Raw genomic sequence first — 25290 nt, 5'->3', positions numbered from 1 at the left:
ATGGTTAAGGCAATAAGGCTTTAAAATTTTTAGACGGTTTTTCTTCCTTCCTAAAGGTTGTCCTTTCTAAACGAAAATAAAACTTCTACTCTTTACCGAGTGAATAAAAAAATAAGAGGAGATTAGTTTTTTTCTCCTCTTATAAAAGTTAATTCTTCTCTCCTAAAGTGGCTGAATTTTCAGCTTTGCTTTCGCCTTTAGAGTCTTCGGATGAGACTTTTTGCATACACATAGCAAAACGTTTAGCTTTTTGTTGTTGAATATCATTCAGCATATCGGTGATTTGCTTTCCATCCTTTATTCCATGGGCTTTCATGGTCAAAGCAAATAAATCTGTCAAAGTTTCTCTAAATAACCTCACGGCAGCTTGGCGCTGTTGAGGGTCTTTAAGAGGGTTTGGGTCTAATTTAGCTGCTTTTTCCTCCACAGTTTTGATGACTTGCTTATCTTTCTGAGCAAGTTCACTAGCAATTGCCTCCCACTTATCTGGAGGGACGTTATACTTTTTTAAAGTCTCTAGCACAAATACTTTAGGAAAATAGGAAATAAGTAATTCCTTAGAGCATTCATCATTCAACCCAACAGGAGTACTGGGCGGCGTTTGTAAAGGAGCATTTTGTGCAAAAGCATGAGTAGAAAGTAGAGCACCCAATCCTAAGAATGGCGCTATCCAGGTCTTGAGGACCGATTTATACATATTTCCTCCTAAAAAGGTTCTTGTAATCAACAATTTTTCCAAAGTTGTAAATCCACGTTACAATATACTATTATTTTTTTGCACTCTTTTGCTTTTCTAAAGCTTTTTTTTCTAGAAAGCAAGGATTCCTTTAGTAAAAATACTCTTACCGTAAATTTTCCTAACTTTTCTAAAGCTTTGGCTTTTATGCTTTCAAAAAGCTATCTCGGTGCTAACAAACTTAACTTCCCCCACAGTTCTTTCTCTGCGGCCAAGCCTAGTTTTTATAGTAGAGGATTCCATAATAAAATTGCTCACCCCTATTTTAAGCTACTAAAGAGATATTTATCTTAAAAAAAATTCCCTTAATTTTTTTCTCCTTCACTCTTTATCTTTTAATTCGTAGCTAGTTCATCTCCTCCCTCTTTCATAAAAAGAGCTAAATTTCACTAAAATCAACTTCAAAAAACATTTAGCTTATAGAGAAGCTAGGCAAACTTATTCCTTTTATTTATCCAAGGCTCATTCTTTCAAAAAGGCTAGAGTAAAGCAGAAAAGAAGAACATTCTAGGGGGTTTTCTCTTTATTTAATCTAATTCATAAAAGAGTGATGGCTTTTAAGCCTCGTTAGAAAAATAGAAGCAAAAGTTGGATTAAATGTAAAAATGGGTTATGCTAAGCCCCTCCTATATAAGCATAAAAGACATGAAAAATGCTTTAAGCAATTTTTCTTTCTTTACTTATAATAGTTGTAAAGTTTTCTTTACCTGCACCTTAAAGCCTAGCTCCTAATATTTTGATTGGAATTATAGAACAAGACAGTTAAATTCTCGCTATGATCATCAATGGAAAAAAAATTGCTCAAGAAATTGAGGAAGAGATAAAAGCTACTCTTTTAAATATGCATGGCCGTCCGCCATGCTTAGCTGTTATTATTGTTGGCGACCATCCAGCCTCTCAAATTTACGTGCAACGGAAAACCCAAGCTTGCAAAAATGTAGGAATTTTATCCTTAAAAATCCATCTACCTTCCTCCTTATCAGAAAAAGAGCTCCTCGACAAGATCCATGCTCTTAATTTAAATTCCACAGTAGATGGCATCCTTGTGCAATTACCTTTGCCGCCTCACATTAACCCATCGCTTGTTAATTTAGCCATCTTACCAGAAAAAGATGTCGATGGATTTCATCCTTTTAACGTAGGCAAAATGTTAATGGGAGAAACGGATGGATTTTTCCCCTGCACACCGCTAGGCATTCGTGCCCTCCTAGCCCGATCCCAGATAGAAGTAGCTGGCCGCCACGTGTTAATTGCTGGCCGCAGCAATATTGTAGGGAAGCCTATGGCGGCTATGTTAATGCAAAATAACCCTGAAGGCAATGCCACTGTTACCATCGCCCATAGTAAGACTAAAAAGATAGATAGCTTAACCTCTCAAGCTGACATTATTATCTTAGCGATGGGACAACCTTTATTTCTTAAAGCAGATATGATTAAAGAAGGGGTAACAGTGATTGATGTAGGAATAAATAAAATTAACGATTTAAGTCGTCCTGCTGGATATAGACTGGTGGGTGATGCAGACTTTGATCACATTAAAGACAAGTGTGCCTATATTACTCCTGTACCAGGAGGAGTAGGTCCTATGACAATTGCTATGTTATTAAGCAATACTCTTAAGAGCTACTCTAAGCGATTGGATTTGAACCTTCAAAAGGCTCAATAAATACTTAAGATGAAGATAGAATTGGGGTGTTATACAAAGGATAAGTTAAAGAAATATTATACGTTTAGCTATTTTTTTATCCTCTTTTTCTTGCTTTATTCTTGCTCAAATTCCACCCATGAAAAATTGACCCTCTTTTCCGGGAATGAGATGACGATTAACTATCGTATTCTCATTGGTCATCCGTTGAGCGCCTCAGAAAAAGCCCTTGTTTCTAAAATTATCCGAGACACTTTCGAAGAGGTAAACCATATTTATAATAAATGGAATCCTTTCTCAGAGCTTTCTTGCCTTAATCAATTAAAAGCAGGCACTGTAGTATCCATCTCTACCGAGCTTGAGCAATTATTAAAGTTGACAGGCAAGATAGTTTTATTATCGGAAGGACGCTTCGACCCTACCATAGAACCTCTGCAAGCTCTATGGAAAAAACATCTTGAGCAAGGACAAATTCCTTCTGAAGGCGCCATCTTGTCTGTTGCTGCTACAATAGGGTGGAATAAAATTCATTTTGGCCACGGAAAATTTCATAAAGATTTAGACGATATTCAACTAGACCTTGGAGGAATCGCTAAAGGCTATTGCGTAGATTTACTTACTGATAGGCTTAATGAAGCAGGCTATACGAATCTATTTGTGGAATGGGGGGGAGAAATAAGGACCATGGGGGAGCATCCTCAGGGTAGACCTTGGAATATTTTTATTAGCCGTTTGGGAAATATTAATCCAGAAAACGCTATCGCTAAGATAAATTTACGCAATCAAGCGATTGCTACAAGTGGGGATTATTTTCAAAGCTGGGCGATAAAAGCTAAGAAAGGCGACAATGCTTATCAAACTACTACCTATTTTCATATTCTTGACCCTGTTAATCTTACACCTCTTATTATAACGAGGGAAAATGTGGCTAGCGCAAGTGTTTTAGCCCCTTCGTGCGCACTAGCTGATGGATTAGCTACTACAGCCCTTATGTTTCGTTCTAAAGAAGAGGCTCAGCGATGGGCAGATAAAATTACCCACGATTATCCAGAGATTGCGTTTTGGATTGTTTCCCGAGAAGATCTCAATGAATAGATTCTTTTTCAAGCTCCTTGACTAACAAGCAATAGCCTTCCGCAAAATGCCGTTTAAATCTTTCAGGGCAATTATAGAAATGACTCCTTAAACGATGTGCGTAAACCTCAAAAGGGTCGGCATGGTGTACATCTCTTTTTAAGAGAGTCTCTGTCATTAACTCTGCAAATTCTATCATCAAATCCTGTGAGGAAAGAGGAAATTTTTCTATGGTCACTTAAGTTTACACTTTTGTTAAAATTTTAATTAGTCCCTACCCCCCCTGTCGGGGTAGATAGTTCAACAAAAAGGATTATACAAAAAACATTTAATAAATCAATTTTTTTGCCAGGCTTAAACACTCGCATTCCCCAAAGCCTAGCCAAATAAAAGGGTTGTCAATAATAACATTTTAAAATACAATGTTTTCAACAATTGAATTGAAATATTCCTCTGCTTTTGTAAACCTTCTTCACTAACTTTGATCGCTAACGAGCTTTCCAGCAAGAAACAATAAATCCTTTAAAGAAAGCCTATGCCCACTTTTACTACTCGAAAAAATAAAATAGTTTTAACGGATTATAACTATCGTAGAGACATTGAAAATCGTCTCTTTATGGCAGAGTTATCGATTTTGGAAGTCGATGTCTTGCAAGAAATTATTAATGGTTCGTTGAAAACCACCCTCACTACCCTTGCAGATAATTTGGAGATCGCTCCTTCTAAACTTCGCCCTATTTTAGATAAATTAGCCAAAAGCGGCCTTTTTCAAATCCAAGGAGATGGGGTGCTCGTTGATAAAGAGATGCGTAAGTATTACGAGGCGCATATTATCAAATTCGATGATGACTTTCGTCCTGACATGGAGTATTTACAAGGATTATTAAGTAAAGCACCCATTCATGCCCTTCCCTCCTGGTATGCCATCCCCCGTAGCTCAGACAATATCTTTAACTCTATTATAGAAAAGTTTTTGTTCACCCCAAAAATTTATGAACGTTATTTACAAGATCTCGTTTTCGATAACCCTATCATAAGCTCGATTGCAAAACAAGTATTTGCAGCTCCCGATTATAAAATTAGTGCAAGCGCACTTATAGAAAAATTTGGCCTTACTAGGGAGCAATTTGAAGAGTATATGCTTTTCTTAGAGTTTAGCCTAGTTTGCTGCCTCCGCTATGTTAAAACGAATGATGTTTGGGAAGAGGTCGTTACTCCTTTTCATGAATGGCATGAATTCTTATTATTCGTTCAGAATACTCATCCAGTAGCTATTCAAGATGTTACCCCTATTACTGCTGTCTATGAAAAAGAGTTTGGATTTTTAAATGAATTAAATGCTTTTGTAAAAAAATTGCTAAAAAAAGGTATTTCTTTTACCAATGCCCCTAAAGATTTATTAGAAGTAGCCCTTTTATTGGAAATTGCCAAGCAAGAAAAGCAAAAAATTGTGGCATCAGTTTATACGGAAGACTGGCTTAAGAAAACTCGCGCAGACCAAGCCATCATCCTTTATCGACAGTCACTGAATCGCTTGATTGCTAATGAGCAGTTTACATCTTTTTCTGAAAAAGATTTACGCGAGGTCGAAAAAAGTCTTAAAAATTTTGCTCATGGAAAGTGGGTTTACTTCGAGGATTACATCAAAGGTTGTTTGGCTGCTGTAGGAAGTGTTTTACCTACTTCTTTGGTTAATAGAGGTAAAAGATGGAAATATAGCACCCCTAATTACAACGAAGATGAAAGGCAATTTATAAAACTTATCACCTGCGAATATCTCATGCAAGCAGGTATGGTGGCTACAGGCTATCACCAGGATAAACTATGTCTTTGCTTGACCCCTTTTGGTCGTCTCTCTTTAGGTTAGCAGGCAATACGAATGATAAACCTCTTACTTAAAGTTCTTCGGTGGAGGTGATAAAAACTTGCCCTAAAGTTTTTAAGTGGATCAAAAGTTTTTGCCGACGTGTAGTATCTAAGCTAACCCCTACATCGTCAATCAGCATTAAAGGCAGTTCTTGGCTTAATTCCCGTAGCCGCTGCCATTCCGCTAATCGAAGAGCCATGACGCAACTACGTTGTTGCCCTTCACTTGCAAACAAACGCACTTCACGATCGCCTATCTTTATTAACAAATCATCACGATGGGGGCCATACAAAGTCATCCCCACTTCTTTTTCGCGTAAACGAAGCTTATCCCATTGCTGCAGATAATGTTGACGCAAAAGCTGCATATCCTTTATTTGGCGGCTACTATTTTTGTATTCCAAACTCAAAGGCGCAGTCTCCGCAGTTAACATTCCGTATAACCCATTTCCCCATTTTTGTAGATCTGCAATCGTTTGCTCTCTTTGCAGGGTCACATAAGCTGCGGCTCCTGCCATCTCTTGCTCCCAAGTTTGGATAGCAAGCATTTCGTTTTTCTTTAATAAAACATTACGTTGCCTCATAGCGCCTATATAACGCGTCAAATAATGTACATATAAAGGATCTATCTGGGCAATCTGCAGATCGAGAAAATGCCGCCGTAATAAAGGAGAACCTTTTATTAAAGAAGTACTGTCAGGAGTTAAGACGACTCCTTGTAAAATGCCTAATAGGTTAGCTACTGACGAAAAAGCTGTACTATTATGTATAATTTTTCGCTCACTGCCATCATAAAGAATCTTGAGTGTTTGCGCTATGCCTTGCTTAATGAAGCATGCTTCAATATGAAAATACTTTTGCCCATATTGAATCATATCGGAAATTTGCTGCGTGCGGAAAGAGCGGCCATTTATTAACAGCTGGATCGCCTCTAAAATGGTGGTTTTACCATAAGCATTAGGGCCTACAATCGTATTAATTGCGGGGGTAAAGTCAAAAGTGGCCTCCTCATAACGACGGAAATAGCGTAAATATAGCTTTTGAAGAAAAAGACCACTACTCAACTTTATCACCTCTTATTTTAGCTAATCTTCACTCAAGCGCATAGGCATTAACACAAACAGCGAGCTTTGTTCTGATTCTTTCTCCTCTTCAGTTTGGTCATAATTAAAGTCACTAATCAAGCCAGGATTATAAGGATCAGTAATTCCCAGGGAAATAGTTTCATTTTTACTATGACGCAAAATATCTAAAAAGAAATGAGGGTTAAAAGCAATTTCTAACTTCTCCCCTTTATAATTTACCGGCATGCTTACTTTACCTTCTCCTATTTCCATCGTGTTGGCTGTCAATTTCAACTCACCTTCGTCGAAAGTAAAACGAACGGAGTGATTATTTTCTGCAGCAAAAAGGGAGATTTGGCGCAATAAAGTCATCAATTCTTCACGGTGGAGATTGACGGTTATCCCAGTTTGAGAAGGGATGACACGGTTAACATCAGGATACTCTCCTGCTAATAGTTTACTAATAATAGTCGTATTAGAAGCTTTGATAGCAATTTTGTCCTGCATTAAAAACACTATAGCTTCGCCCTCTTCTTCCAGATTTTTAAGAATTTCCTCTACCGCTTTAAGAGGAATCACGTAAGTACCTTGGAAAGATGGATCGATATTAAGGGTAGTTTGGGATTTTGCTAGACGCTTTCCATCCGTTCCAATAAAGGAAGCTGTTCCTCCCTGCACTTGCAAACATACTCCTGTGAGCACATAACGATTGTCTTCACGAGAAACTGCAAAAGCTGTACGATAAAGCATGTCTTTCAAAATTTTTTGTTTAATTTTGAAATGCACGGCATCTGTCACATTAGGTAGGGCGGGAAACTCATTTTTGTTCATTCCATTTAACTTAAAGCGCGAAGTTTGAGCATTAATTTCAGTGATTTCATTTTCTGAAGTAGAAATTTCCACATTCATCGCTGTCAACTCACGTATTAACTGAGCCAAGCGCTTAGCAGGCAATGTTGTAGATCCCTCCTCAAGAATTTTTGCTTCAGTAAAGCAGCGGACGCCTACTGTTAAATCTGTAGCTGTAATAATGAGCTCATTATTAATAGCTTCGATCAAAAAGTTAGAAAGAATAGGAATAGTAGATTTTTGAGCAACTGCATTAAGACACTTATTAATTAAATAATTAAGCTCTTGTGTGGCTATGACGAATTTCATAGATAATTCCTTAAGCTAAATAAAAGAGAGACCCAAGATAAGTGACCATAAGCTCTTTGTCAAGCAATAAACATAGATGCTTTATGTGTTTATGCTTGCCTATCTAAAAAAATGCGAAAACCAAAGAATTTATAGATTGGAAAGGTTATAAAGGCCTTAAGAGATATTGACTCTGCAATCTCTCTTGCTTCGTTTATGCGTCTTCATTTAATATATTTGCATATGAATAATAAATCTTCCGATCTCGTATCTAATAAACGCGCTTTCCACCATTTCGAAATTCTCGAAACTTTTGAAGCAGGTATTGCCCTAGAAGGCACAGAAATCAAATCGCTAAGAGACAATGGAGGTAGCCTACAAGAATCTTATATCAAAGTGATTAACAGGGAAGCATGGCTTATTGGATCTCATATTGCTCCTTATAAGTATGGCAATATTCACAATCATCTGGAAACTCGTGACCGCAAGCTTCTTTTACACAAACGGGAGATCTTTAAACTACGCGAAAGCGTGCAGGAAAAAGGTTTAACGATTGTAGCCCTTGCCCTTTATTTAAAAGAGGGAAGAGTGAAAGTAAAGATTGCTATTGCTAAAGGAAAAAAGTCTGCTGATAAACGAGAAGCCATTAAAGAAAGAGACGAAAAACGCTATATGCAAAAAATGCTGAAAAGCCGTTAATTCCCTAAGGTTTGCGGGAAGCTTTCTTTAAATTTTTATATAATTAGATGCTTAGACTGAAAATTATTTCTATTGGTAAGACAAAAGAGGAATGGCTCAATGACGCCATCCAAGAATATGTTAAACGTCTATCTCCTGTTTTAAAATTCGAATTTGTAGAAGCTAGAAATAATGAGCATCTTCAAGAACTCATTTCCAAAGAAAAGCGAGTGATCTGTTTAGATGCGGCAGGCAAGCTTTTCGATAGCGAAAAATTTGCCAGCTTTCTGCAGGTTCAATTTATAGAAGGTGGATCCCGCTTAACTTTAGTTATCGGAGGAGCAAGCGGATTACCTGAGAAAATCAAACTTTCCTATCCTTGCCTTAGCCTCTCCCCTTTAACGATGACTCATCAAATCATTAGATTAGTACTTATAGAACAAGTCTATCGTGCTTTTGAAATTGCTAAAGGCACTCCTTACCATAAATAAGCTAAGCTTTTCTCCATCCACTGGTTAGCCTACCCACCATAAAGGAACGCCCTTTATTTTTATTACTCGTAAGCTGTCTATTAACTTCGATCTTCTAGAGGCTTTGTAAAAGCAAGCCTGAAATAGATCATTGCGCCATTAATAAGAGCAGAGCCAATGGCTACATCGATTAAGCCGCGAATGTCGGCAGGTATGCCTAAATATTTCATAGAAAAGCCAAGTCCCATCATCCCTCCTAAAAGAATATAATATTTGGAATCATATATATTCTGTAAATAGGTAGGATTAGGCAAAGAATAAATCCTTTCTACCCCTTTAACGGCCGCTTTACCCAACACATAACGTCCTTTGGAGTAACCTATAATTAATCCTAGAGCAATCAAAAACACAATGGTATTTTCTGAATTTGAGAAAACAGAAGAAAAAAGATTAAGCAAAGGATAATTATTTTTTTCTAGAACACGCATATCTTGGGCAGCGTGAAGTAGAAAATTTAGTCCCAAGGAAAGTAAAAAGCTTCCAACCGCTAACCAGATGATTCCCGAAAAAACAATTAATGCTTTGTGGCTTAATTTTAACATATTTTCCTCTCCTACATGATAATGATAAAAAAGAAATTTAACCTATTGAGAGATATAAGATAAAGAAAAAAGGAATAGTTAAATGATAGACAAATAAAGGCCATTTTTTTATATCTTTTCTAAATTTGAGAAAAAAGCTCTGAAGTTATACACACTCATTATCTAGTAAGAGATGCTAAATTTCAAAATTCATTACTCACGACAGTGAGATAAGCCTTTTTACTCACTTCATTGGCCTCCTATGTGAAGTTGCTTCACCCTTATTTTTTAGGGTATATATTCCTGTTACCTGGCAAGCTATCGGCTATCTTAAAATTAAAGCTGGGAGGAAGGAGGCCAATGAAGCTGCTGAAGCTATTAAAGAGTGCATTAAAACGCAAGTATGGATGTTAAAATATAGTCCCTCAGAACGTTTGATGACTTGTAAACTTCTTTTAAATAGAATTGCAGCAAGCTTTATCTCAGATGTTGACTTACCTTCTTTTAAAAAGGGATATATTTTTTTACTGGATAGATTACAAGGTAGCTAAGATGATTCGTGGCATTGGTATTGATATTATTGAAGTGGCTCGTATTGAGGCAAACATACATAAGTATGGCCAAAAATTTCTTGATAAGGTTTTCACCGAAGAAGAGCAAAAGTATTGCCAATCCTTCCGGCAATCGAGTAAAAACTTTGCAGGTAGATTTGCTGCTAAGGAGGCGGTTGTAAAAGCTTTAGGCACGGGCTTAACCGGAGGCCTGAGTTGGACAGATCTCGCTATCCTTAATAATGAACAGGGTAAACCCTATCTTGCTCTTACAGACACCTTTAAAAAACATTTCAAAAACCCTCTTATTCATATATCCATTAGTCATTGTCAAGAATACGCGACCGCCACAGCTATTTGGGAAGAATGAATTTGCAAAAAGAGACTACGTTTGCCGTCCTATCGTCTCTATATATCCAACAAAACACGCTAAATAAAACAAAAATTAGCTTCCTAATTTCGCTAGGAGGCATATGTTATAAAAAGAGGTTAAAATAGTAAGCGTTTGTTAGAAGACAGAAAACGCTAAGGCGATGCTAAGCTTAAGAATAGGTAAATTGAATGGTTATCGCGAAGCTTACCGAAATTGCTATAAAGTGGCTGCTTAAAAAAATTACCCACATTTTAGCTTACAGCTGCTTAATAGCCTATTCCTCATATTCTCTTGCATGTTTTATTTCTTTCTTATACTTTTTAAAAAGTTATCAAAAGCATGCATGACATTTAAAGAGGTTGTACAGTGAATCCTAGTCCTTCTATCAGCATTGAAAGTCTACCTAATGAGATGCTCACGCACATTTTGAAGTATTGCGCCACACCTTCTTTATCTAGCGTGTGCAGAAAATGGCGTGATCTTTTAGCTAGTGATAGTGAAATCATGCGATCTATCTATAAGCAAATAGTTGAGATTCATGTCCCTCGAGGAAATGTTAGGGAGCATGCTGTTATCTTAAACAAAATTTATAAGCTAGATAATGAGCTTCTTCCAGGACAAAAAGTAAAAGCAATCTTTAAACAAATCTTTACTCTAGCTAAACCTCTCTCACCACTAAGATGGAAAGATCACCCTAAAGAAAACATATATTTCACATCAGCTAATTACTCCTCTTATGTGGTAAATATTAGTCGCCTGTTAATGTGGAATAAACTCCCTGGGGGAAAGAAATACTTAGATCAACAAAGGATCAAGCACTTGCCTATAGCAAGAAAAGGAGAACTTTTTAAAGGATGGATTGAAAGATATGGCAAAGACATTAAAAACTTAAGTTTAACAGGAACAGGATTGACTTTTTTACCTCCTGAAATAGGACAATTATCTCAGCTGCAAGCCCTTTACTTAAACGGTACCCAGCTGACCATTCTTCCTGCAGAGATAGGACGACTCTTGCAGCTGCAAAGGCTTGACTTAGCCGATAATCACCTTACTACCCTTCCTGCAGAGATAGGGCAGCTATCTCAGCTGCGAAAGCTTGGCTTAGCCGATAATCACCTTACTACCCTTCCTGCAGAGATAGAGCTACTGTCTCAGCTGCAATGCCTTAGCTTGGACCACAACCAGCTTACCTCTCTTCCGGCAGAAATATGGCAGCTGTCTCAGCTGCGAAAGCTTGGCTTAGCCGATAATCACCTTACTACCCTTCCTGCAGAGATAGAGCTACTGTCTCAGCTGCAAACGCTTGATTTAAATAGAAACCAGCTTACCTCTCTTCCGGCAGAAATATGGCAGCTGTCTCAGCTGCAAGTACTTAATTTAAATGACAACAAACTTACCTCTCTTCCGACACAGATAAGGCAGCTCTCTCAGCTGCAAATACTTACCTTAAGCCACAACCAGCTCACCACTCTTCCTTCAGAGATAGGGCAGCTCTCTCAGCTGCAAAAGCTTATCTTAGGCAGCAACCAACTCACCTCTCTTCCGGTAGAGATAAGGCAGCTATCACAGTTGCGAAAGCTTGGATTAAATCAAAACCAGCTTACCTTCCTTCCAGCAGAGATAGGGCAGCTATCACAGCTGCAAGAGCTTGGCTTAGACCACAACCAACTCACCACCCTTCCGGCAGAAATAGGGCAGCTGTTGCAGTTGCAAAAGCTTGGATTAAGCAACAACCAGCTTATCAGCCTTCCTACAGAGATATGGTATCTATCACAGCTACAAGAGCTTTACTTAAGCAACAACAAGCTTAACTTTCTTCCTATAGAGATTGGGCAGCTCTCTCAGCTGCAAGCGCTTCATTTGATTAGAAACCAACTCACCACCCTTCCGGCAGAAATAGGGCAGCTGTTGCAGTTGCAAAAGCTTGGATTAAGCAACAACCAGCTTATCAGCCTTCCAGCAAAGATATGGTATCTATCACAGCTACAAGAGCTTTACTTAAGCAACAACCAGCTTACCAACCTTCCTACAGAGATAGGGCAGCTCTCTCAGCTGCAAATACTTACCTTAAGCCACAACCAGCTCACCACTCTTCCTTCAGAGATAGGGCAGCTCTCTCAGCTGCAAGGGCTTATCTTAGAAAATAACCAGCTTACCACTCTTCCGGCAGAAATAGGGCAGCTCTCTCAGCTGCAAAAGCTTATCTTAGGCAGCAACCAACTCACCTCTCTTCCGGTAGAGATAAGGCAGCTATCACAGTTGCGAAAGCTTGGATTAAATCAAAACCAGCTTACCTTCCTTCCAGCAGAGATAGGGCAGCTATCACAGCTGCAAGAGCTTGACTTGAATCACAACCAGCTCATCACCCTTCCGGTAGAGACAAGGCAGCTATCACAGTTGCGAAAGCTTGGATTAAATCAAAACCAGCTTACCTTCCTTCCAGCAGAGATAGGGCAGCTATCACAGCTACAAGAGCTTGACTTGAATCACAACCAGCTCACCACCCTTCCTGCAGAGATAGGACAGCTACCAGCTCTACGAGAGCTTCAGCTAGAAGAAAATCCGCTGAAAAATATTCCAAGAAAAATAAAGCAGCGTTTTTGCTTGTATTTTGTTTGTAACTGAAATGGCTTGCGTCTTCATCAGCTAATAGGTTAAAGGAACAAATCATATGCTTAAAAGATTCCAAGGATGTAGAGAGCCTTCCGGCTCATCAAAAGCCACTAATATCTTTTTTGCTATTTGTTTCTAAATCTTGCTTGCACGTTTTGGTTTGTTTAGGTATACATTGCCCTAAAAACGACTAAAATATGATTAATTTAAAGAAACACATACAATGAACCCTAGCTCTTCTATCACCATTGAGCATTTACCTAATGAAATACTAACCCCTATTTTAAAGGCCTGCGCTAGCCCTTCCTTATTTAGCGTTTGTGCAAGATGGCGACGTCTATTGAGTACAGAAGTAATGCCTTCTCTTTATAAACAAATAGGTAAAATGCACTTTCCTCAAGGAAATGTTAATGAACAGGCTCTTATCTTAGATAAAATTTATGAGCTAGATAATGAGCTTCTTCCAATGCAAAAGGTAAAAACAATTTTTAAGCAAACCTTTACTCTAGCTAAGTCTCTTTCACCTTTAGAGTTTAAAGAAGGCCTTGAGGAAAATAGATATTTCACATTGGCTAATTACTCCTCTTATCTATTAAATATTAATCGCCTCTTAATGTGGAAAAAATTACCCCGTGGAGAGAAATATTTAAATCGAAAAACAATTAAGTACTTACCTTTAGAAAAAAAAGGAGGGCTTTTCAGTAATTGGATTAAAAGGCATGGCAAAAGACTTACGAAGCTGGACTTACAAGGAATTGGCTTAACCTTTTTACCTCCAGAGATAGGGCAATTATCAAACCTGAAAGGTCTGGATTTAAGCAACAACCAACTCACTACCCTTCCGGTAAATATATGGCAGCTGTCTCAGCTGCAAGCGCTTGATTTAAGTAGCAACCAGCTTACCTCTCTTCCGGTAGATATATGGCAGCTGTCTCAGCTGCAATTACTTAATCTAAACAATAACAAACTTACCTCCCTTCCTACAGTGATATGTCAGCTATCACAGTTAAAAGTGCTTGGCTTAAATAACAGCCAGCTTACTACCCTTCCTGCAGGGATAGGGCTACTGTCTCAGCTGAAAAAACTTTACTTAAAGGATAACCAGCTCACTACCCTTCCGGTAGAAATAGGGCAGCTATTGCAACTGCAAGATCTCGACTTAAAAAGCAACCAGTTTACCAATCTTCCTGCAGAGATATGGCAGCTCTCTCAGCTGCAATACCTTTACTTAGACGGCAACCAACTTACCACTCTTCCTTCAGAGATATGCCAGCTATCACAGCTAAAAGAGCTTGGCTTAAACAACAACCAGCTTACCTCCCTTCCGAGAGAGATAAGGCAGCTCTCTCAGCTGCAAGGGCTTGATTTAAGTAGCAACCAGCTTACCAATCTTCCTAAAGAGATAAGGCAGCTATCTCAGCTGCAAATACTTATCTTAAACAACAACAAACTTACCTCCCTTCCAACAAAGATAGGGCAGCTCTCTCAGCTGCGACAGCTTGACTTAAACAACAATAAACTTACTTCCCTTCCGACAAAGATAGGGCAGCTCTCTCAGCTGCAATACCTTTACTTAGACAGCAACCAGCTTACCAATCTTCCTAAAGAGATAGGGCAGCTCTCTCAGCTGCAAGGGCTTGGCTTAGACCACAACCAGCTTACCAATCTTCCTAAAGAGATAGGGCAGCTCTCTCAGCTGCAAGTACTTAATTTAAACAACAACAAAATTACCTCACTTCCGACAGAGATAAGGCAGCTCTCTCAGCTGCGAAAGCTTGACTTAAACAACAACAAACTTACTTTCCTTCCAACAAAGATAGGGCAGCTCTCTCAGCTGCAATACCTTTACTTAGACAGCAACCAGCTTACCTTTCTTCCGGCAGAGATATGGCAGCTATTGCAACTACAAGAGCTTGGCTTAAGCAACAACCAGCTTAACACTCTTCCTGCAGAGATAGGGCATTTATCCCAGCTCAGTAAACTTTACTTAGACAGCAACCAGCTTACCTTTCTTCCGGCAGAGATATGGCAGCTATTGCAACTACAAGAGCTTGGCTTAAGCAACAACCAGCTTAACACTCTTCCTGCAGAGATAGGGCATTTATCCCAGCTCAGTAAACTTTACTTAGACAGCAACCAGCTTACCTTTCTTCCGGCAGAGATATGGCAGCTATTGCAACTACAAGAGCTTTACTTAAGCAACAACCAGCTCACCACTCTTCCTACCGAGATATGGCAGCTATCACAGCTACAAGCGCTTGGCTTAGAACGCAACCAGCTTACCAATGTTCCTAAAGAAATAGGGCAGCTACCACAACTACAAGAGCTTGGTTTAGACCACAACCAACTCACCACCCTTCCGGCAGAAATAGGGCAGCTGTTGCAGTTGCAAAAGCTTGGATTAAGCAACAACCAGCTTATCAGCCTTCCTACAGAGATATGGTATCTATCACAGCTACAAGAGCTTTACTTAAGCAACAACAAGCTTAACTTTCTTCCTATAGAGATTGGGCAGCTATCGCATCTGGAGGTGCTTAATTTAAGTAGCAACCAGCTCACCACCCTTCCTGCAGAGATGATAGGAAGCCTAACTGCTTTAAGAAGGCTTCAACTGAATGAGAATCCGCTGGAAAGCATTCCAGATGAAATAAGGCAACGTTTTTGCCTTTAACTGAAAAAGTTTGTTTTTTTATTACCTAATAGGTTAAAGGAACGAATTGATATTCTTAGAAGGTTTTAAGAATATAAGTGGGCCTTCCGGCCTATTAAGAGACATTAACATCGAAAGTTTTCTTTACTAAAGATTTTTTATCAGTCTATTACATTTCTCTATTTTTTAAATTTAAAGGCTAAGAATCTGTCTCTAAAATTTTCTTGTACATTCTGTTTTATTCATGTATGTTTGGCTCTAAAAAACTCATAAAAGATGTCTGTCACTTAAAGAGACCCTATAATGAATCCTAGCTCTTCTATCTGCATTGAACATTTACCTAATGAAATACTAGTTCCTATTTTAAAGGCCTGCGCTAGCCCTTCCCTATCTAGCGTTTGTGGAAGATGGTACCACCTTCTAGCTAATGAAGTCATGCCTTCTCTTTATAAGCAAATAGGTAAGGTGCATGTTCCTCAAGGAGATGTTAACGAGCAGGCTCTTGCTTTAGATAGGATCTATAATCTAGAAGAAGAGCTTTCTAGAACAGCAAAGGTAAATGCAATCTTTAGGCAAATCTTTTACTTTAGCCCGCTCGCTTTCACCTTCAGAATTAGAATTTAAATGGATAACCGAGGAAAAAAGATATCTTACTCTGACTAATTATTCCACTTATCTGGTGAATATTAATCGCCTGTTAATGTGGAAAGAAATCCGTGGAGGAAAGGAATTCTTAGATCAAGAAGAAATCAAGTACTTGCCTTTAGCAAAAAAAGGAAAACTTTTTAAAAGTTGGATTGAAAGTTATGGCAAAGATATGACGAGCTTAGACTTAAGAGGAATCGGCTTGACCTTTTTACCTTTCGAAATAGCTCAGCTTCCTCGGTTGCAAGCTCTTCACTTAAACAACAACCAGCTTACATCCCTTCCTGCAGAAATAGGACAGCTATTGCAACTGCAAACACTTGACTTAACCGATAATCACCTTAGCACTCTTCCTTCAGAGATAGGGCAGCTATCCCAGCTGAAAAGAGTTGACCTAGATCACAACCAGCTTACCTTTCTTCCCGCGGAGATAAGGCTACTGTCTCAGCTGCAATTGCTTCGCTTACCCAAGAACCAGCTCGCTACCCTTCCGATAGGAATAGGCCAGCTATTGCAACTGCAGGAACTCGACTTAAAAAGCAACCCTCTCACCGCCCTTCCAGCAGAAATAGGGCAGCTATCTAACCTGAAAGCTCTTTGGCTACAAAGCAACCATCTTACAGTCCTTCCGGCAGAGATAGGGTACCTTTCTGGACTGCAAGAGCTTGATTTATGCGATAACCAAATCACTACCCTTCCGGCAGAGATAGGGCAGCTCTCTCAGTTGGAAAAGCTTTACTTAAAGAATAACCAGCTCACTACCCTTCCGGCAGAGATTGGGCGATTATCAAAACTGCAAGATCTTGACTTAAATAACAACCAAATCACCTCCCTCCCTATAGAAATGAAGGGGCTAACTGCTTTAAAAAAGCTTCAGGTGAATGAGAATCCACTGCAAAGTATTCCAGATGAAATAAAGCGACGCTTTAGGCTATAACTAAGAAAGCTTGTATTTTTACCGCCTAACATACTAAAGAAATAAATTGATATGCTGAGTTGATATTGAGGATATAGATAATTTTCCAATAGCATCCGAAGCAGAGAGGGCCCATTCTGCTAAAAGTTTTGATTCCCCATAAAAAGAAAAAGTTTCACTTAATGCACAACAAGGGAACACAGCTTGGCAAGCTAAAAGTTTAGAAAGAAGGAGCTTCATCTGTAAGCAACGAATAAGCTCTTAAAACATAGGCGGAACCTTTAGGCCCAAAAGGATAAATATAGGAAATCGTCAACAAATTAACATCCTTAGGAAAATTATGAGCATATACCCGACGTGCATAGTCAATACTCAACAAGCCAGAGTAAGCAAATTCATAACAATAGCGTAACCCTAAATCAATAGAACGATGATCGATACGGCCATAACCGCCAAAGCTCCCGACTGTTAATTTTTGCTTACCTAAGCCCCATAAGCTGTTAATATATACACATATTCGATGAAGATAGGATCGATTCCATTCATATGCGGCATTTGCTACGACCCACGGCGTCCAACAATCGGCAGTTCCTACTCCTACTACTCCCCACCATCTGGAATACCAAGCAAAACCTTCAATATTTTGCTTACCAATGGCAGCATGTAAAAAGGCCTCATTTCTACCATGGTAAAAGAGACTCATATCATTTACCGCTTTTCTCCAAGATCTCTTAACGCTCAATCCCATGGATAGGCTAACAGGATCACCAAGGTTATCATCCAAGAAAAGATAACGGGCGGTTAAAGCGATATGATTGCAGTTAAAAGAACATTTTTTTGTATCAGCAAACGCAGTTTCTAGCTGAAGGCAATAAGGATCATAGGCCACTAGCAGGCTACCGTTAATCAATTGATCCTTGGATGAATAATGTCCACTTGCAGCATCTACAGAAGCGTAGGATTGAAAATGATAGGCAAGCTCTCCATGAACTTGTAAAGGGTTGGGATACCAGGGCTTAAACTCAACCCCTGGGAGCAGACTAGGCAAGACAAGCAATAAATAAGCGAGGCAATTTTTCATTAAGCGCCCAAACCCCTGGCAGAAAGTTCACGCTCAGCTTCGATAGCTGCCATGCAGCCGGTCCCGGCAGCTGTAATAGCTTGCCTGTAAACATGATCTTGCGCATCGCCTGCCGCAAAGACAAGCTCATGACTTGTTTGAGTAGTTCCCGGTTTAACTGCAATATATCCATTGTCATGCAATTCAATTTGCCCTTGCAAAAATTTTGTATTAGGCGTGTGACCCACGGCAAAAAAAACTCCACCTGCTTCCTGGGTCGTAAGCTCAAGGGTTTTTAGATTTTTGAGCGTGACGCTTTGCACTACATTTTCTCCGGTGACCTCTACAATTTCACTATCCCATAGGATTTCAATTTTTGGATGATTTAAAGCTCGTTCTTGCATAATCTTGGAGGCTCTAAGTTTATCACGTCGGTGAACGAGGTAAACTTTACTTGCAAATTTTGTTAAGAAAGTAGCTTCTTCGACAGCGGAGTCCCCCCCTCCAATCACGTAAAGTTTTTTATCTCGAAAGATAGGCATCGCACCATCACAGACCGCACAAGCTGTGACCCCTTTTTGCCAAAACTCTCCATCTCTTGTCCCTGGGATGTCTAAACGATTAGCCGTTGCTCCTGTAGCTAGGATAACCGCATCTGCATAGTAAGCATGCTCCTTTCCATTAATAATTAAAGGTGCCTTACTAAAATCAACAGATTCCACGTCGTCCCTTAAAATATGTGTACCGAAACGCAAGGCTTGCTTACGAAAGGCTTCCATCAACGCAGGTCCAGTTATCCCCTCAGGAAAGCCAGGAAAATTTTCTACCTCCGTCGTGGTCATCAGCTGACCCCCAGAAGGTCCTGAAAAAAAGCCTTCATAAAGTATAGGTTCTAAGTTAGCACGTGCTGCATAAATAGCTGCTGTATAGCCTGCCGGTCCGGATCCAATGATCACTAATTTTGCTTTTTTCATAGGGATAATCCTGGAAATAATAGGTAAATAGACGAAAATCATACTGTATAAAAAATAAAGGATAAAGGAAAAATCTACCTTTTAGGTCTTATTTCTAGCCCATTAGTTTTTATTTAAAAATCAAGCAGGAGGGCAAGAGAGGAAAAAACCTTAGAGGCAAAAGGAAGGTAGTAAGGCTCGATTGCCAAATAATCAGCAATTAATTTAGGATATAAACATTATAAAATTAGTTTTTTCATTTCTTATAAAGCATTCTTAAAGAAGGAGCAATTATGGGTTTTATTAGCCAAATTCAAGAATCTAATCAACCTGAAAGAGAACAAGTCTTGCAGATGCAAAACTCAAAAACTTCTTTAATTTATTTAAGTCCAGAGAGCAAAAGCACCGCACTGAAAGTAGCCAAATTTGTTGGCGCTACAGGTATATTAACTATTGTTGCTTATTTAGCTCTTTGTCCTTCCTTGGATTCTGAAGGTAAATCCCTTGATTTTCCCTCTACTCTTTCTTTTTTAAATGATATAAAAGGATTTTTAGAATAAAACCTTTTTCTTAAGGATATAAGAATGACTAGCGGTTGGGAAACCCACCGATAAAAGAAAATTTTTTCTATATATTTAGGCAATCCTTTTTTTTATCCGTATGTTTACTCGAGGGTGTTAGTCTCTTTTAGCCATCAATCCTACTTGTTGACACACAGAATAAACAATCGATGTAGCGACGCTCACTAGTGAAGCTTTTTTAACCAGCTCGTAGGTGGGATCCTGATCTTCTACCCATTCACAAGAAGCTGCGAGTGCATATAGGCTACCGACCAAACTAATACACGATAAAGAAATTTTTAACGTTTTATCCGCCGTATCTTTCCATGTTGAAATTGAAGGATTACGACGTAATAGAGGTTTTTCAATTTTTGCTTCACTGTAAATAGAAAGCAGATGTGTTCCAGCGTCCATAGTGCTTTGAGCACCATTCTTTATAAGAGGATGTGAGATTAACAGAGTACTTGCTTTCAAGATTCTAAGAGAAAGCACTGCTGCTTTCAGGTAGGCTTTAGAGAGCTGGTCGTCGATATCATCTTTCAATTCTTGGCTAACTGCATTGGCGGGTGCCAAACTAATCAGTTGCCTGTTTTCAAAATAATTGTTTTTTTTAATTTCCATTAAAAGCTTGATAAGTTGGTAGGCGTTCCATGCTGAGCTCCCTCCTGTAACTACCCCTATATCTTTTGCTTGCCTACCATAACTACTTATCTCTTTACTTAAAATCGTTACCAGTGCTTTTAAATTTAGAGGAATGGGTGGGTTAGTTTTAGCAGCCTGTTCGAATAATTTAAGCGCAGATTCAATTTCGGTTCCGCCGCGCGGTGGAGAAATAGATTCTAGGCTGACTAACTCATTTATTTTCTCTGGTAGCTTAACTTTATTACCTTCATTAATAGATGACATTTTACTCTCCTTTTGAGGTCATTAATAAGCTTAGATCTCAAGTCTCTCATATCTTGTGAGAACTTGTTCCATTGTAAGACGATCTTGAGTGTTAGTAAGAGTCATACTCTTCAAAAGATCTCCAAGAGCAATGAGCTTTTTCTCATCGGCCAGCTCTTTTTCTTTCATTTTTGCAATCAGAGCATCGATATAGCTATGGACCTCATTTTGTGCTGCAGCAGATACGCTTTCTGAAGGTTTCCAAAGCAGGCGTCCTAAAAGCTTTACTTTAGCTTTTAAACCTACCGCTTTGACTTGAGGACAGGCAGCGTTTTCGACAAGAAATCTTTCAACACCGCGCAAATTTAAAGATGAATGACCAGAAGATTTTCTTGTGGTGGGTGGATGGATCATTAAATCATTTTGCAAAAGCCCTTCTTCAAGCATGCGTATTAAAACTAAGGCAGAGCTATAAACCTCAGCTTTTTTGCTTATTTTTCCTTCTACCGCGGCAAAACGCTGATTACCCGTATGTATTTTTTCTTCGTTATCTTTTATCTTTTGGGTTTTACCAAAATCAGACAGTTTGACTTCTTTAACCATCCCCTCTTCTTTGGGCTGAGTATAGACTAGGATATTTTCTGGCTTTAAGTCGCCATGCACATAACCCGCCGCATGTAGATCTTTCACTCCTTTCAAAAATCCTCTAGCTAGCAAAGCTCTATTTTTAAAGTCATCTTGAAACTGTTCAAGGGTAGGTGTTTCTATTATCTGATCTAAAGAATCTCTAACTGTACGGATTTCCTTTTCTAAATCACGGGTAGCTTTAAAGGTTTTTACTGTATAAGCGCCGTTAATACGTTTAGAATCCACTACTTCTTCCATTTCAACAGCAAGATTAGCTCCTAGATTATCCCATTGCTCAAGTGATAATTTATCTAGCAAGATAGTTGCTTGCTCCATAGACATATTTATTTCTTCGATAAAATATTTCTTTATCTCTGATTGATCAGATAAAGCCTCGCTAAATGCAGCCAGATTAATGTATTTTTTAAGCACACCGTCTACAATCTTAGCAGCGTTTGCCGAATCAAAACTTTGAGCGATTAATGGATGGAGAGTAGCCCTAAAAAGGCCATTTTTTATGTCTTTGGCAGTTTTAACTTCTTCAGCTATCTCAGCTTTCTTGAAATAACTTTTGAGCGTAAAACCATTTTCACTTCCTACAGGAGTAAAGAAAGCGTGGGGGGATGGATCTAAAGAATTTGTAATCCATACACGTTTGGCTTTACCAAGCCCTACCTCTTTATATTCATTAATTTCTCCATCGAAATATTTTATGGCCCAAGCGGAGATTTTTAAAGGTTGCATTAGAACGATAATATCGTTACGTTTTCGAAAAATCTTTAAATAAATACCTTCTAGCTTTTTGTTCCCCGCCCCACTTTTATCGCTAATTTCTTGCGACTCTAATTGCTTGCATTGAGCATACAAAAGCTTTAACTCATCGATCTTTTTAGAAACCCTTCCTACTAATTTAAGATTTTGCCCACCAAGATTTAAGCTTAAAAGCTGTTCTTTAAGGTTATCTAATTGCTCAAGCTCTTCCCTAATAGCTATTAAAGGATTTTTAGCAGAAGCCATAGGCTTTAATTTTTGCGCGGACAAAGTTGAAGAGGGCGGGTAAAAAACCTCTGGGATGTTTCTCTGTTTTATCTTTATAGAGTGCGTAATCTTATTTTTAACTCTTTCTAGATGAGCTTTAATAGAGTGGATAAATTTTTCACTTGGGACTTGGGAAGGAGTAGATATCTTTTCTATACGCGCCGCTCTTACCTCTGAAGTGGGATGTTTAACAGCTTTGAGCCATTGGGACCGCTCAAGTGTGTTATCTTTTCTGTGGTTGCCAATTTGCCGGGAGACCTTCTCCAATTTTTGCTCAGCAAAGGATACTCTTCGAACTTCTGCAACATAACTAGATGAGGGGCTAATCATACTCATAGTTTTTTTCCTGTTCTCTCGAGTAAAAGCAAAATTCTTTCCTCTATACTTAAATTATATCCACTAATTGTTAATAAATTATTAATTAACATGCGTCCACAAGAAACAAAATAATAAAAACAAACTTAAATTATTTAAGAAAAAGTAATTATAAATATTTTCTATGAAGAAAAAGAAAAATTTTAAATAAATTAATAAATATCAAATTGACATAAAATCAACATTGCTATTTAATCAGAGAGTCTAACCGACCTGTAATCTCAAAAAACTATTAAAAGTCCAGCGATCGCTGCCCTAGATAGTGACAATCAAATTTACATTTATTTAAGAATTTACCACTAAAATGGAACAATAATGACTTTCTTATCTACTGTTCGTGAAACTCTATTCTCCCGAGAAAAGGTTGAAGAAAAAGAGAAAGGCTTTGGTACTTTTATCGGAGTATTCGTTCCTAGTATACTCATGCTTTTTGGTGTGATCATTTTCTTAAGACTAGGCTGGATTGTAGGCCAAGTAGGGTTATCTACCACTCTAATGATTGTCACTTCAGCAGCTTTTATCGCTTTTGTGACTACCCTTTCTATGACCGCCATAGCCACTAATATTGAAATAGGAAAAGGTGGTGTATATTATATACTCTCTCGTTCTCTAGGAATAGAGATAGGAGCTGCCATCGGACTTCCTCTCTATGTAAAGCAGTCGCTATCGATTGCTTTTTGTGTGATTGGATTTGCAGAGTCGTTACACGATTTAATCCCTCAATGGCCGATAGTCTCTATTAGCATAGGGACGCTTATCGTTCTTACCGCTTTAGCCTATTTTTCTTTAAGTGGAGCACTTAAGATACAAGTCTTCATTTTTGTAAGCTTGATAGCCTCTTTAATCTCTCTCTTCATGGGAGGTGGAGAATTTATTTCTCCCAGTCCTGAAACTTTTACTCCTGAGCCTGCCACATCCCTAGGCTTTTGGACTATTTTTGCTATCTTTTTTCCAGCTATGACAGGTGTAGAAGCCACAGTTTCTTTGTCGGGAGATCTACGCAAGCCTGAACGTTCTCTACCCTTAGGTACTTTAAGTGCTCTGCTTGTAGCTTACGCTATCTATATGCTTATTCCTGTCTTTTTAGTTAAAAATGTATCCCTCGAGCTATTATCTGCTGATCCCTTGATCATGCAGAATATAGCAAGAATTCCTTCTCTAATTATTTTAGGCATATGGGGAGCGACTATATCAAGTGCCTTAGGAGGCCTTTTAGGGGCTCCAAGAATGCTACAAGCGTTAGCAGAAGATGGAGTAGTTCCTCAAATATTTGCACGCACTTTTGGAAAAGATAAGCAACCTCGTATAGCCACCTTAACAACTTTTTGTATTTCCTTTTGTGGCGTCTATTTTGGAAGTGTTAACGTACTCGCTCCGCTTCTTGCCATGATCTGCCTGATCTGCTATGGGGTTTTAAACTTCTCCGCAGGCTTTGAAACTTTAATGGCCAATCCAAGCTGGCGCCCCCGCTTTCGCATCCACTGGAGTATATCCATGTTGGGAGCCCTCCTTTGTGTCTTAACAATGTTAATGATTGATGCCGGAGCTGCTATTATGGCAGTAGCGCTCATCATCTTATTCTATTTAATCGCCAAGCGCCGCGCTTTAAGTGGTGCCTGGGATGATATGCGCTATGGCATCCTTGTATTTTTTTCACGCTTTGCCATTTATCAGTTGGCTTACAGCAAAAGCGTAGCTAAATCTTGGCGGCCTCATTTTCTTGTTTTTTCCAAGAACACAGAAGGCTATTCTAACAACTTACTTGAGTTCACTCAAGCCATTAGCCAGAGTAAAGGCTTTTTGACCATGGCCTCTTTTGTTCCTCAAGAACTTGATAATGAAAAAGAAAAACAAGAATTAAAAAGAACGATTGCGAAAGATCTTCAAAAACAGAACATTCAGGCTCTTGTTCATATCATGCATACGCATAAAATTACGGCAGGTATGACGCAAATGATTAAAAGCTATGGCCTCGGCCCCCTTCAACCTAATACGCTTGTCTTCGGGGGAGTTGCCGACAACGAATCGCAAGAATTTGCGCAAGTCATGAAGGAAGCTTATCTCAAGCATTTCAATGTGGTGATCTTAAATGAAAATAGATCGAAAGATTTACTTCCTTTACAAGATAGAAAATTAGCGGGAGATATTCACATCTGGTGGGATGAAAAGAATATAGAAAATTCTGAGCTTATGTTGATTCTCTCCTATATGTTGCAAACAAGCCCTCTATGGAAAAAAACAAGAATTTGCTTAAAAGGAATTGTAGATAACGAAACTCTCCGTAAACAAGAAATGGAAAAGTTTAAGCAAATTGGCGTAAGCAAAAGACTTCCTTTAGATGTGGAAATTTTAGTTTCCGATGAAAGTAGAGCTTGCTTTTATCCCTTAGTAGAAGAATTTTCCAAAAATGCGGGTATCGTTTTTATAAGCATGCGCGCACCAAAAATGGGTGAGTCGATGGAAGACTACACGGCTTACTTAAATGAAATAACCCTATTTTCTACCAATCTTCCTCCCACCGCCTTAGTGCTAAGCTCAAAAAGCACACCTCTTGATAATATTTTAAAATAAAGAAGAAAAACTAGAGAATAAGCCTTTAAAAATTTAGCATTTTTTCAAGCATTTTAAGAAGTGATTCTTAAAGGCTAGATCTCTTATTGACTAATGCTACTTCTTTTTTTATAATGCCCTCCTTTCAAATAGGCAAAAAGAAAAATTATCTTTAAAAATCTCCTTTTTTTTCTTCCCTTATCTAAAGAAGCTCTCTTTAAGATAAAGGCTTAATGCTTTCTT

General features: G+C 38.6%; 21 protein-coding genes. 12 read left to right on the top strand and 9 right to left on the bottom strand.

Translation table 11 applies throughout. The features are described 5' to 3' along the window. Positions 1-148: 148 nt before the first annotated feature. Positions 149-697 (bottom strand): hypothetical protein, encoded by a 549-nt coding sequence (locus TY21_RS02845; protein ID WP_052354505.1) that lies wholly within the window; start codon positions 695-697, stop codon positions 149-151. A gap of 814 nt (positions 698-1511) precedes the next feature. Between TY21_RS02845 and folD the strand changes: the two genes are divergently transcribed. Both folD and TY21_RS02835 read left to right on the top strand, forming a co-directional pair. Further along, positions 1512-2402, top strand: coding sequence for a bifunctional methylenetetrahydrofolate dehydrogenase/methenyltetrahydrofolate cyclohydrolase FolD (gene folD, locus TY21_RS02840; RefSeq protein ID WP_039385223.1), 891 nt, complete (start codon positions 1512-1514; stop codon positions 2400-2402). Positions 2403-2552: 150 nt separating this feature from the next. Then, positions 2553-3476: an FAD:protein FMN transferase gene (locus TY21_RS02835; protein WP_052354508.1), complete on the top strand. Its 924-nt coding sequence runs from the start codon at positions 2553-2555 to the stop codon at positions 3474-3476. Here TY21_RS02835 and TY21_RS02830 read toward each other — a convergent pair. After that, positions 3466-3693: a hypothetical protein gene (locus tag TY21_RS02830; RefSeq protein ID WP_042240648.1), complete on the bottom strand. Its 228-nt coding sequence runs from the start codon at positions 3691-3693 to the stop codon at positions 3466-3468. The two genes, TY21_RS02835 and TY21_RS02830, sit on opposite strands and share 11 nt — an antisense overlap. A 297-nt stretch (positions 3694-3990) precedes the next feature. Between TY21_RS02830 and TY21_RS02825 the strand changes: the two genes are divergently transcribed. Continuing rightward, on the top strand, positions 3991-5322 hold the full coding sequence (locus TY21_RS02825) for a hypothetical protein (protein WP_042240645.1): 1332 nt from the start codon (positions 3991-3993) through the stop codon (positions 5320-5322). A 28-nt stretch (positions 5323-5350) separates the two neighbouring features. Here the strand turns inward: TY21_RS02825 and TY21_RS02820 are convergent, their stop codons facing one another. Beyond that, on the bottom strand, positions 5351-6385 hold the full coding sequence (locus tag TY21_RS02820) for a DNA replication/repair protein RecF (RefSeq protein ID WP_042240643.1): 1035 nt from the start codon (positions 6383-6385) through the stop codon (positions 5351-5353). 21 nt (positions 6386-6406) lie between these two features. Then, positions 6407-7543: a DNA polymerase III subunit beta gene (dnaN, locus tag TY21_RS02815; protein ID WP_042240640.1), complete on the bottom strand. Its 1137-nt coding sequence runs from the start codon at positions 7541-7543 to the stop codon at positions 6407-6409. Positions 7544-7765: 222 nt separating this feature from the next. Here dnaN and smpB point away from each other — a divergent pair, with 222 nt between their 5' ends. Both smpB and TY21_RS02805 read left to right on the top strand, forming a co-directional pair. Next, positions 7766-8221: an SsrA-binding protein SmpB gene (smpB, locus tag TY21_RS02810; RefSeq protein ID WP_039385262.1), complete on the top strand. Its 456-nt coding sequence runs from the start codon at positions 7766-7768 to the stop codon at positions 8219-8221. Between the two features lie 47 nt (positions 8222-8268). Further along, complete coding sequence (locus TY21_RS02805; protein ID WP_042240636.1) at positions 8269-8691, top strand: 23S rRNA (pseudouridine(1915)-N(3))-methyltransferase RlmH; 423 nt, start codon at positions 8269-8271, stop codon at positions 8689-8691. A gap of 80 nt (positions 8692-8771) precedes the next feature. On the opposite strand, the gene TY21_RS02800 is transcribed toward TY21_RS02805, so the two are convergent. Then, positions 8772-9272: a hypothetical protein gene (locus tag TY21_RS02800; protein ID WP_042240634.1), complete on the bottom strand. Its 501-nt coding sequence runs from the start codon at positions 9270-9272 to the stop codon at positions 8772-8774. A gap of 531 nt (positions 9273-9803) precedes the next feature. Here TY21_RS02800 and acpS point away from each other — a divergent pair. The 5 genes from acpS to TY21_RS02775 all read left to right on the top strand — a co-directional run bounded on the left by acpS (position 9804) and on the right by TY21_RS02775 (position 17020). Then, positions 9804-10172, top strand: a complete 369-nt coding sequence (gene acpS, locus TY21_RS02795) for a holo-ACP synthase (protein WP_042240631.1) — start codon at positions 9804-9806, stop codon at positions 10170-10172. Positions 10173-10541: 369 nt separating this feature from the next. Beyond that, a complete protein-coding gene (locus TY21_RS02790) occupies positions 10542-12800 on the top strand; it encodes a leucine-rich repeat domain-containing protein (RefSeq protein WP_130589500.1) in 2259 nt (752 codons plus the stop codon). A gap of 211 nt (positions 12801-13011) precedes the next feature. After that, entirely contained in the window at positions 13012-15459 is a 2448-nt protein-coding gene (locus TY21_RS02785; protein ID WP_079979914.1) for a leucine-rich repeat domain-containing protein, read from the top strand. A 282-nt stretch (positions 15460-15741) separates the two neighbouring features. Continuing rightward, complete coding sequence (locus TY21_RS02780) at positions 15742-16062, top strand: F-box-like domain-containing protein (RefSeq protein WP_042241068.1); 321 nt, start codon at positions 15742-15744, stop codon at positions 16060-16062. Continuing rightward, on the top strand, positions 15998-17020 hold the full coding sequence (locus tag TY21_RS02775; protein WP_052354522.1) for a leucine-rich repeat domain-containing protein: 1023 nt from the start codon (positions 15998-16000) through the stop codon (positions 17018-17020). Before TY21_RS02780 ends, TY21_RS02775 begins: the two co-directional genes overlap by 65 nt. Positions 17021-17219: 199 nt before the next feature. On the opposite strand, the gene TY21_RS02770 is transcribed toward TY21_RS02775, so the two are convergent. Continuing rightward, positions 17220-18080, bottom strand: a complete 861-nt coding sequence (locus TY21_RS02770; protein ID WP_042241074.1) for a hypothetical protein — start codon at positions 18078-18080, stop codon at positions 17220-17222. After that, a complete protein-coding gene (trxB, locus tag TY21_RS02765) occupies positions 18080-19033 on the bottom strand; it encodes a thioredoxin-disulfide reductase (protein WP_042241077.1) in 954 nt (317 codons plus the stop codon). Before trxB ends, TY21_RS02770 begins: the two co-directional genes overlap by 1 nt. Before the next feature lie 272 nt (positions 19034-19305). On the opposite strand from trxB, the gene TY21_RS02760 reads away from it, so the two are divergent. Then, complete coding sequence (locus TY21_RS02760; protein WP_042241081.1) at positions 19306-19572, top strand: hypothetical protein; 267 nt, start codon at positions 19306-19308, stop codon at positions 19570-19572. 117 nt (positions 19573-19689) lie between these two features. On the opposite strand, the gene TY21_RS02755 is transcribed toward TY21_RS02760, so the two are convergent. Together TY21_RS02755 and TY21_RS02750 are read right to left on the bottom strand one after the other, a co-directional pair. Next, on the bottom strand, positions 19690-20478 hold the full coding sequence (locus tag TY21_RS02755) for a hypothetical protein (RefSeq protein WP_042241084.1): 789 nt from the start codon (positions 20476-20478) through the stop codon (positions 19690-19692). A gap of 30 nt (positions 20479-20508) precedes the next feature. Then, a complete protein-coding gene (locus TY21_RS02750; protein ID WP_042241088.1) occupies positions 20509-22458 on the bottom strand; it encodes a protein kinase in 1950 nt (649 codons plus the stop codon). Between the two features lie 354 nt (positions 22459-22812). On the opposite strand from TY21_RS02750, the gene TY21_RS02745 reads away from it, so the two are divergent. Then, positions 22813-25068, top strand: coding sequence for an amino acid permease (locus TY21_RS02745; RefSeq protein WP_042241090.1), 2256 nt, complete (start codon positions 22813-22815; stop codon positions 25066-25068). Positions 25069-25290 lie beyond the last annotated feature (222 nt).

The organism is Neochlamydia sp. S13, assembly GCF_000648235.2.
Lineage (GTDB): Bacteria > Chlamydiota > Chlamydiia > Chlamydiales > Parachlamydiaceae > Neochlamydia.
The sequence above is the reverse complement of the archived record's forward strand: the minus strand, read 5'-3'. Positions and strand labels throughout refer to the sequence as shown.

Excerpts from the sequence above, each read along its gene's own strand:
- TY21_RS02780 (WP_042241068.1), top strand. The coding sequence starts at position 15,742 with ATGAATCCTAGCTCTTCTATCTGCATTGAACATTTACCTAATGAAATA.
- TY21_RS02775 (WP_052354522.1), top strand. The coding sequence starts at position 15,998 with ATGCAATCTTTAGGCAAATCTTTTACTTTAGCCCGCTCGCTTTCACCT.
- TY21_RS02750 (WP_042241088.1), bottom strand. The coding sequence starts at position 22,458 with ATGAGTATGATTAGCCCCTCATCTAGTTATGTTGCAGAAGTTCGAAGA.
- smpB (WP_039385262.1), top strand. The coding sequence starts at position 7,766 with ATGAATAATAAATCTTCCGATCTCGTATCTAATAAACGCGCTTTCCAC.
- TY21_RS02785 (WP_079979914.1), top strand. The coding sequence starts at position 13,012 with ATGAACCCTAGCTCTTCTATCACCATTGAGCATTTACCTAATGAAATA.
- acpS (WP_042240631.1), top strand. The coding sequence starts at position 9,804 with ATGATTCGTGGCATTGGTATTGATATTATTGAAGTGGCTCGTATTGAG.
- trxB (WP_042241077.1), bottom strand. The coding sequence starts at position 19,033 with ATGAAAAAAGCAAAATTAGTGATCATTGGATCCGGACCGGCAGGCTAT.
- TY21_RS02770 (WP_042241074.1), bottom strand. The coding sequence starts at position 18,080 with ATGAAAAATTGCCTCGCTTATTTATTGCTTGTCTTGCCTAGTCTGCTC.
- TY21_RS02845 (WP_052354505.1), bottom strand. The coding sequence starts at position 697 with ATGTATAAATCGGTCCTCAAGACCTGGATAGCGCCATTCTTAGGATTG.
- dnaN (WP_042240640.1), bottom strand. The coding sequence starts at position 7,543 with ATGAAATTCGTCATAGCCACACAAGAGCTTAATTATTTAATTAATAAG.
- TY21_RS02760 (WP_042241081.1), top strand. The coding sequence starts at position 19,306 with ATGGGTTTTATTAGCCAAATTCAAGAATCTAATCAACCTGAAAGAGAA.
- folD (WP_039385223.1), top strand. The coding sequence starts at position 1,512 with ATGATCATCAATGGAAAAAAAATTGCTCAAGAAATTGAGGAAGAGATA.
- TY21_RS02800 (WP_042240634.1), bottom strand. The coding sequence starts at position 9,272 with ATGTTAAAATTAAGCCACAAAGCATTAATTGTTTTTTCGGGAATCATC.
- TY21_RS02745 (WP_042241090.1), top strand. The coding sequence starts at position 22,813 with ATGACTTTCTTATCTACTGTTCGTGAAACTCTATTCTCCCGAGAAAAG.
- TY21_RS02825 (WP_042240645.1), top strand. The coding sequence starts at position 3,991 with ATGCCCACTTTTACTACTCGAAAAAATAAAATAGTTTTAACGGATTAT.
- TY21_RS02805 (WP_042240636.1), top strand. The coding sequence starts at position 8,269 with ATGCTTAGACTGAAAATTATTTCTATTGGTAAGACAAAAGAGGAATGG.
- TY21_RS02835 (WP_052354508.1), top strand. The coding sequence starts at position 2,553 with ATGACGATTAACTATCGTATTCTCATTGGTCATCCGTTGAGCGCCTCA.
- TY21_RS02755 (WP_042241084.1), bottom strand. The coding sequence starts at position 20,478 with ATGTCATCTATTAATGAAGGTAATAAAGTTAAGCTACCAGAGAAAATA.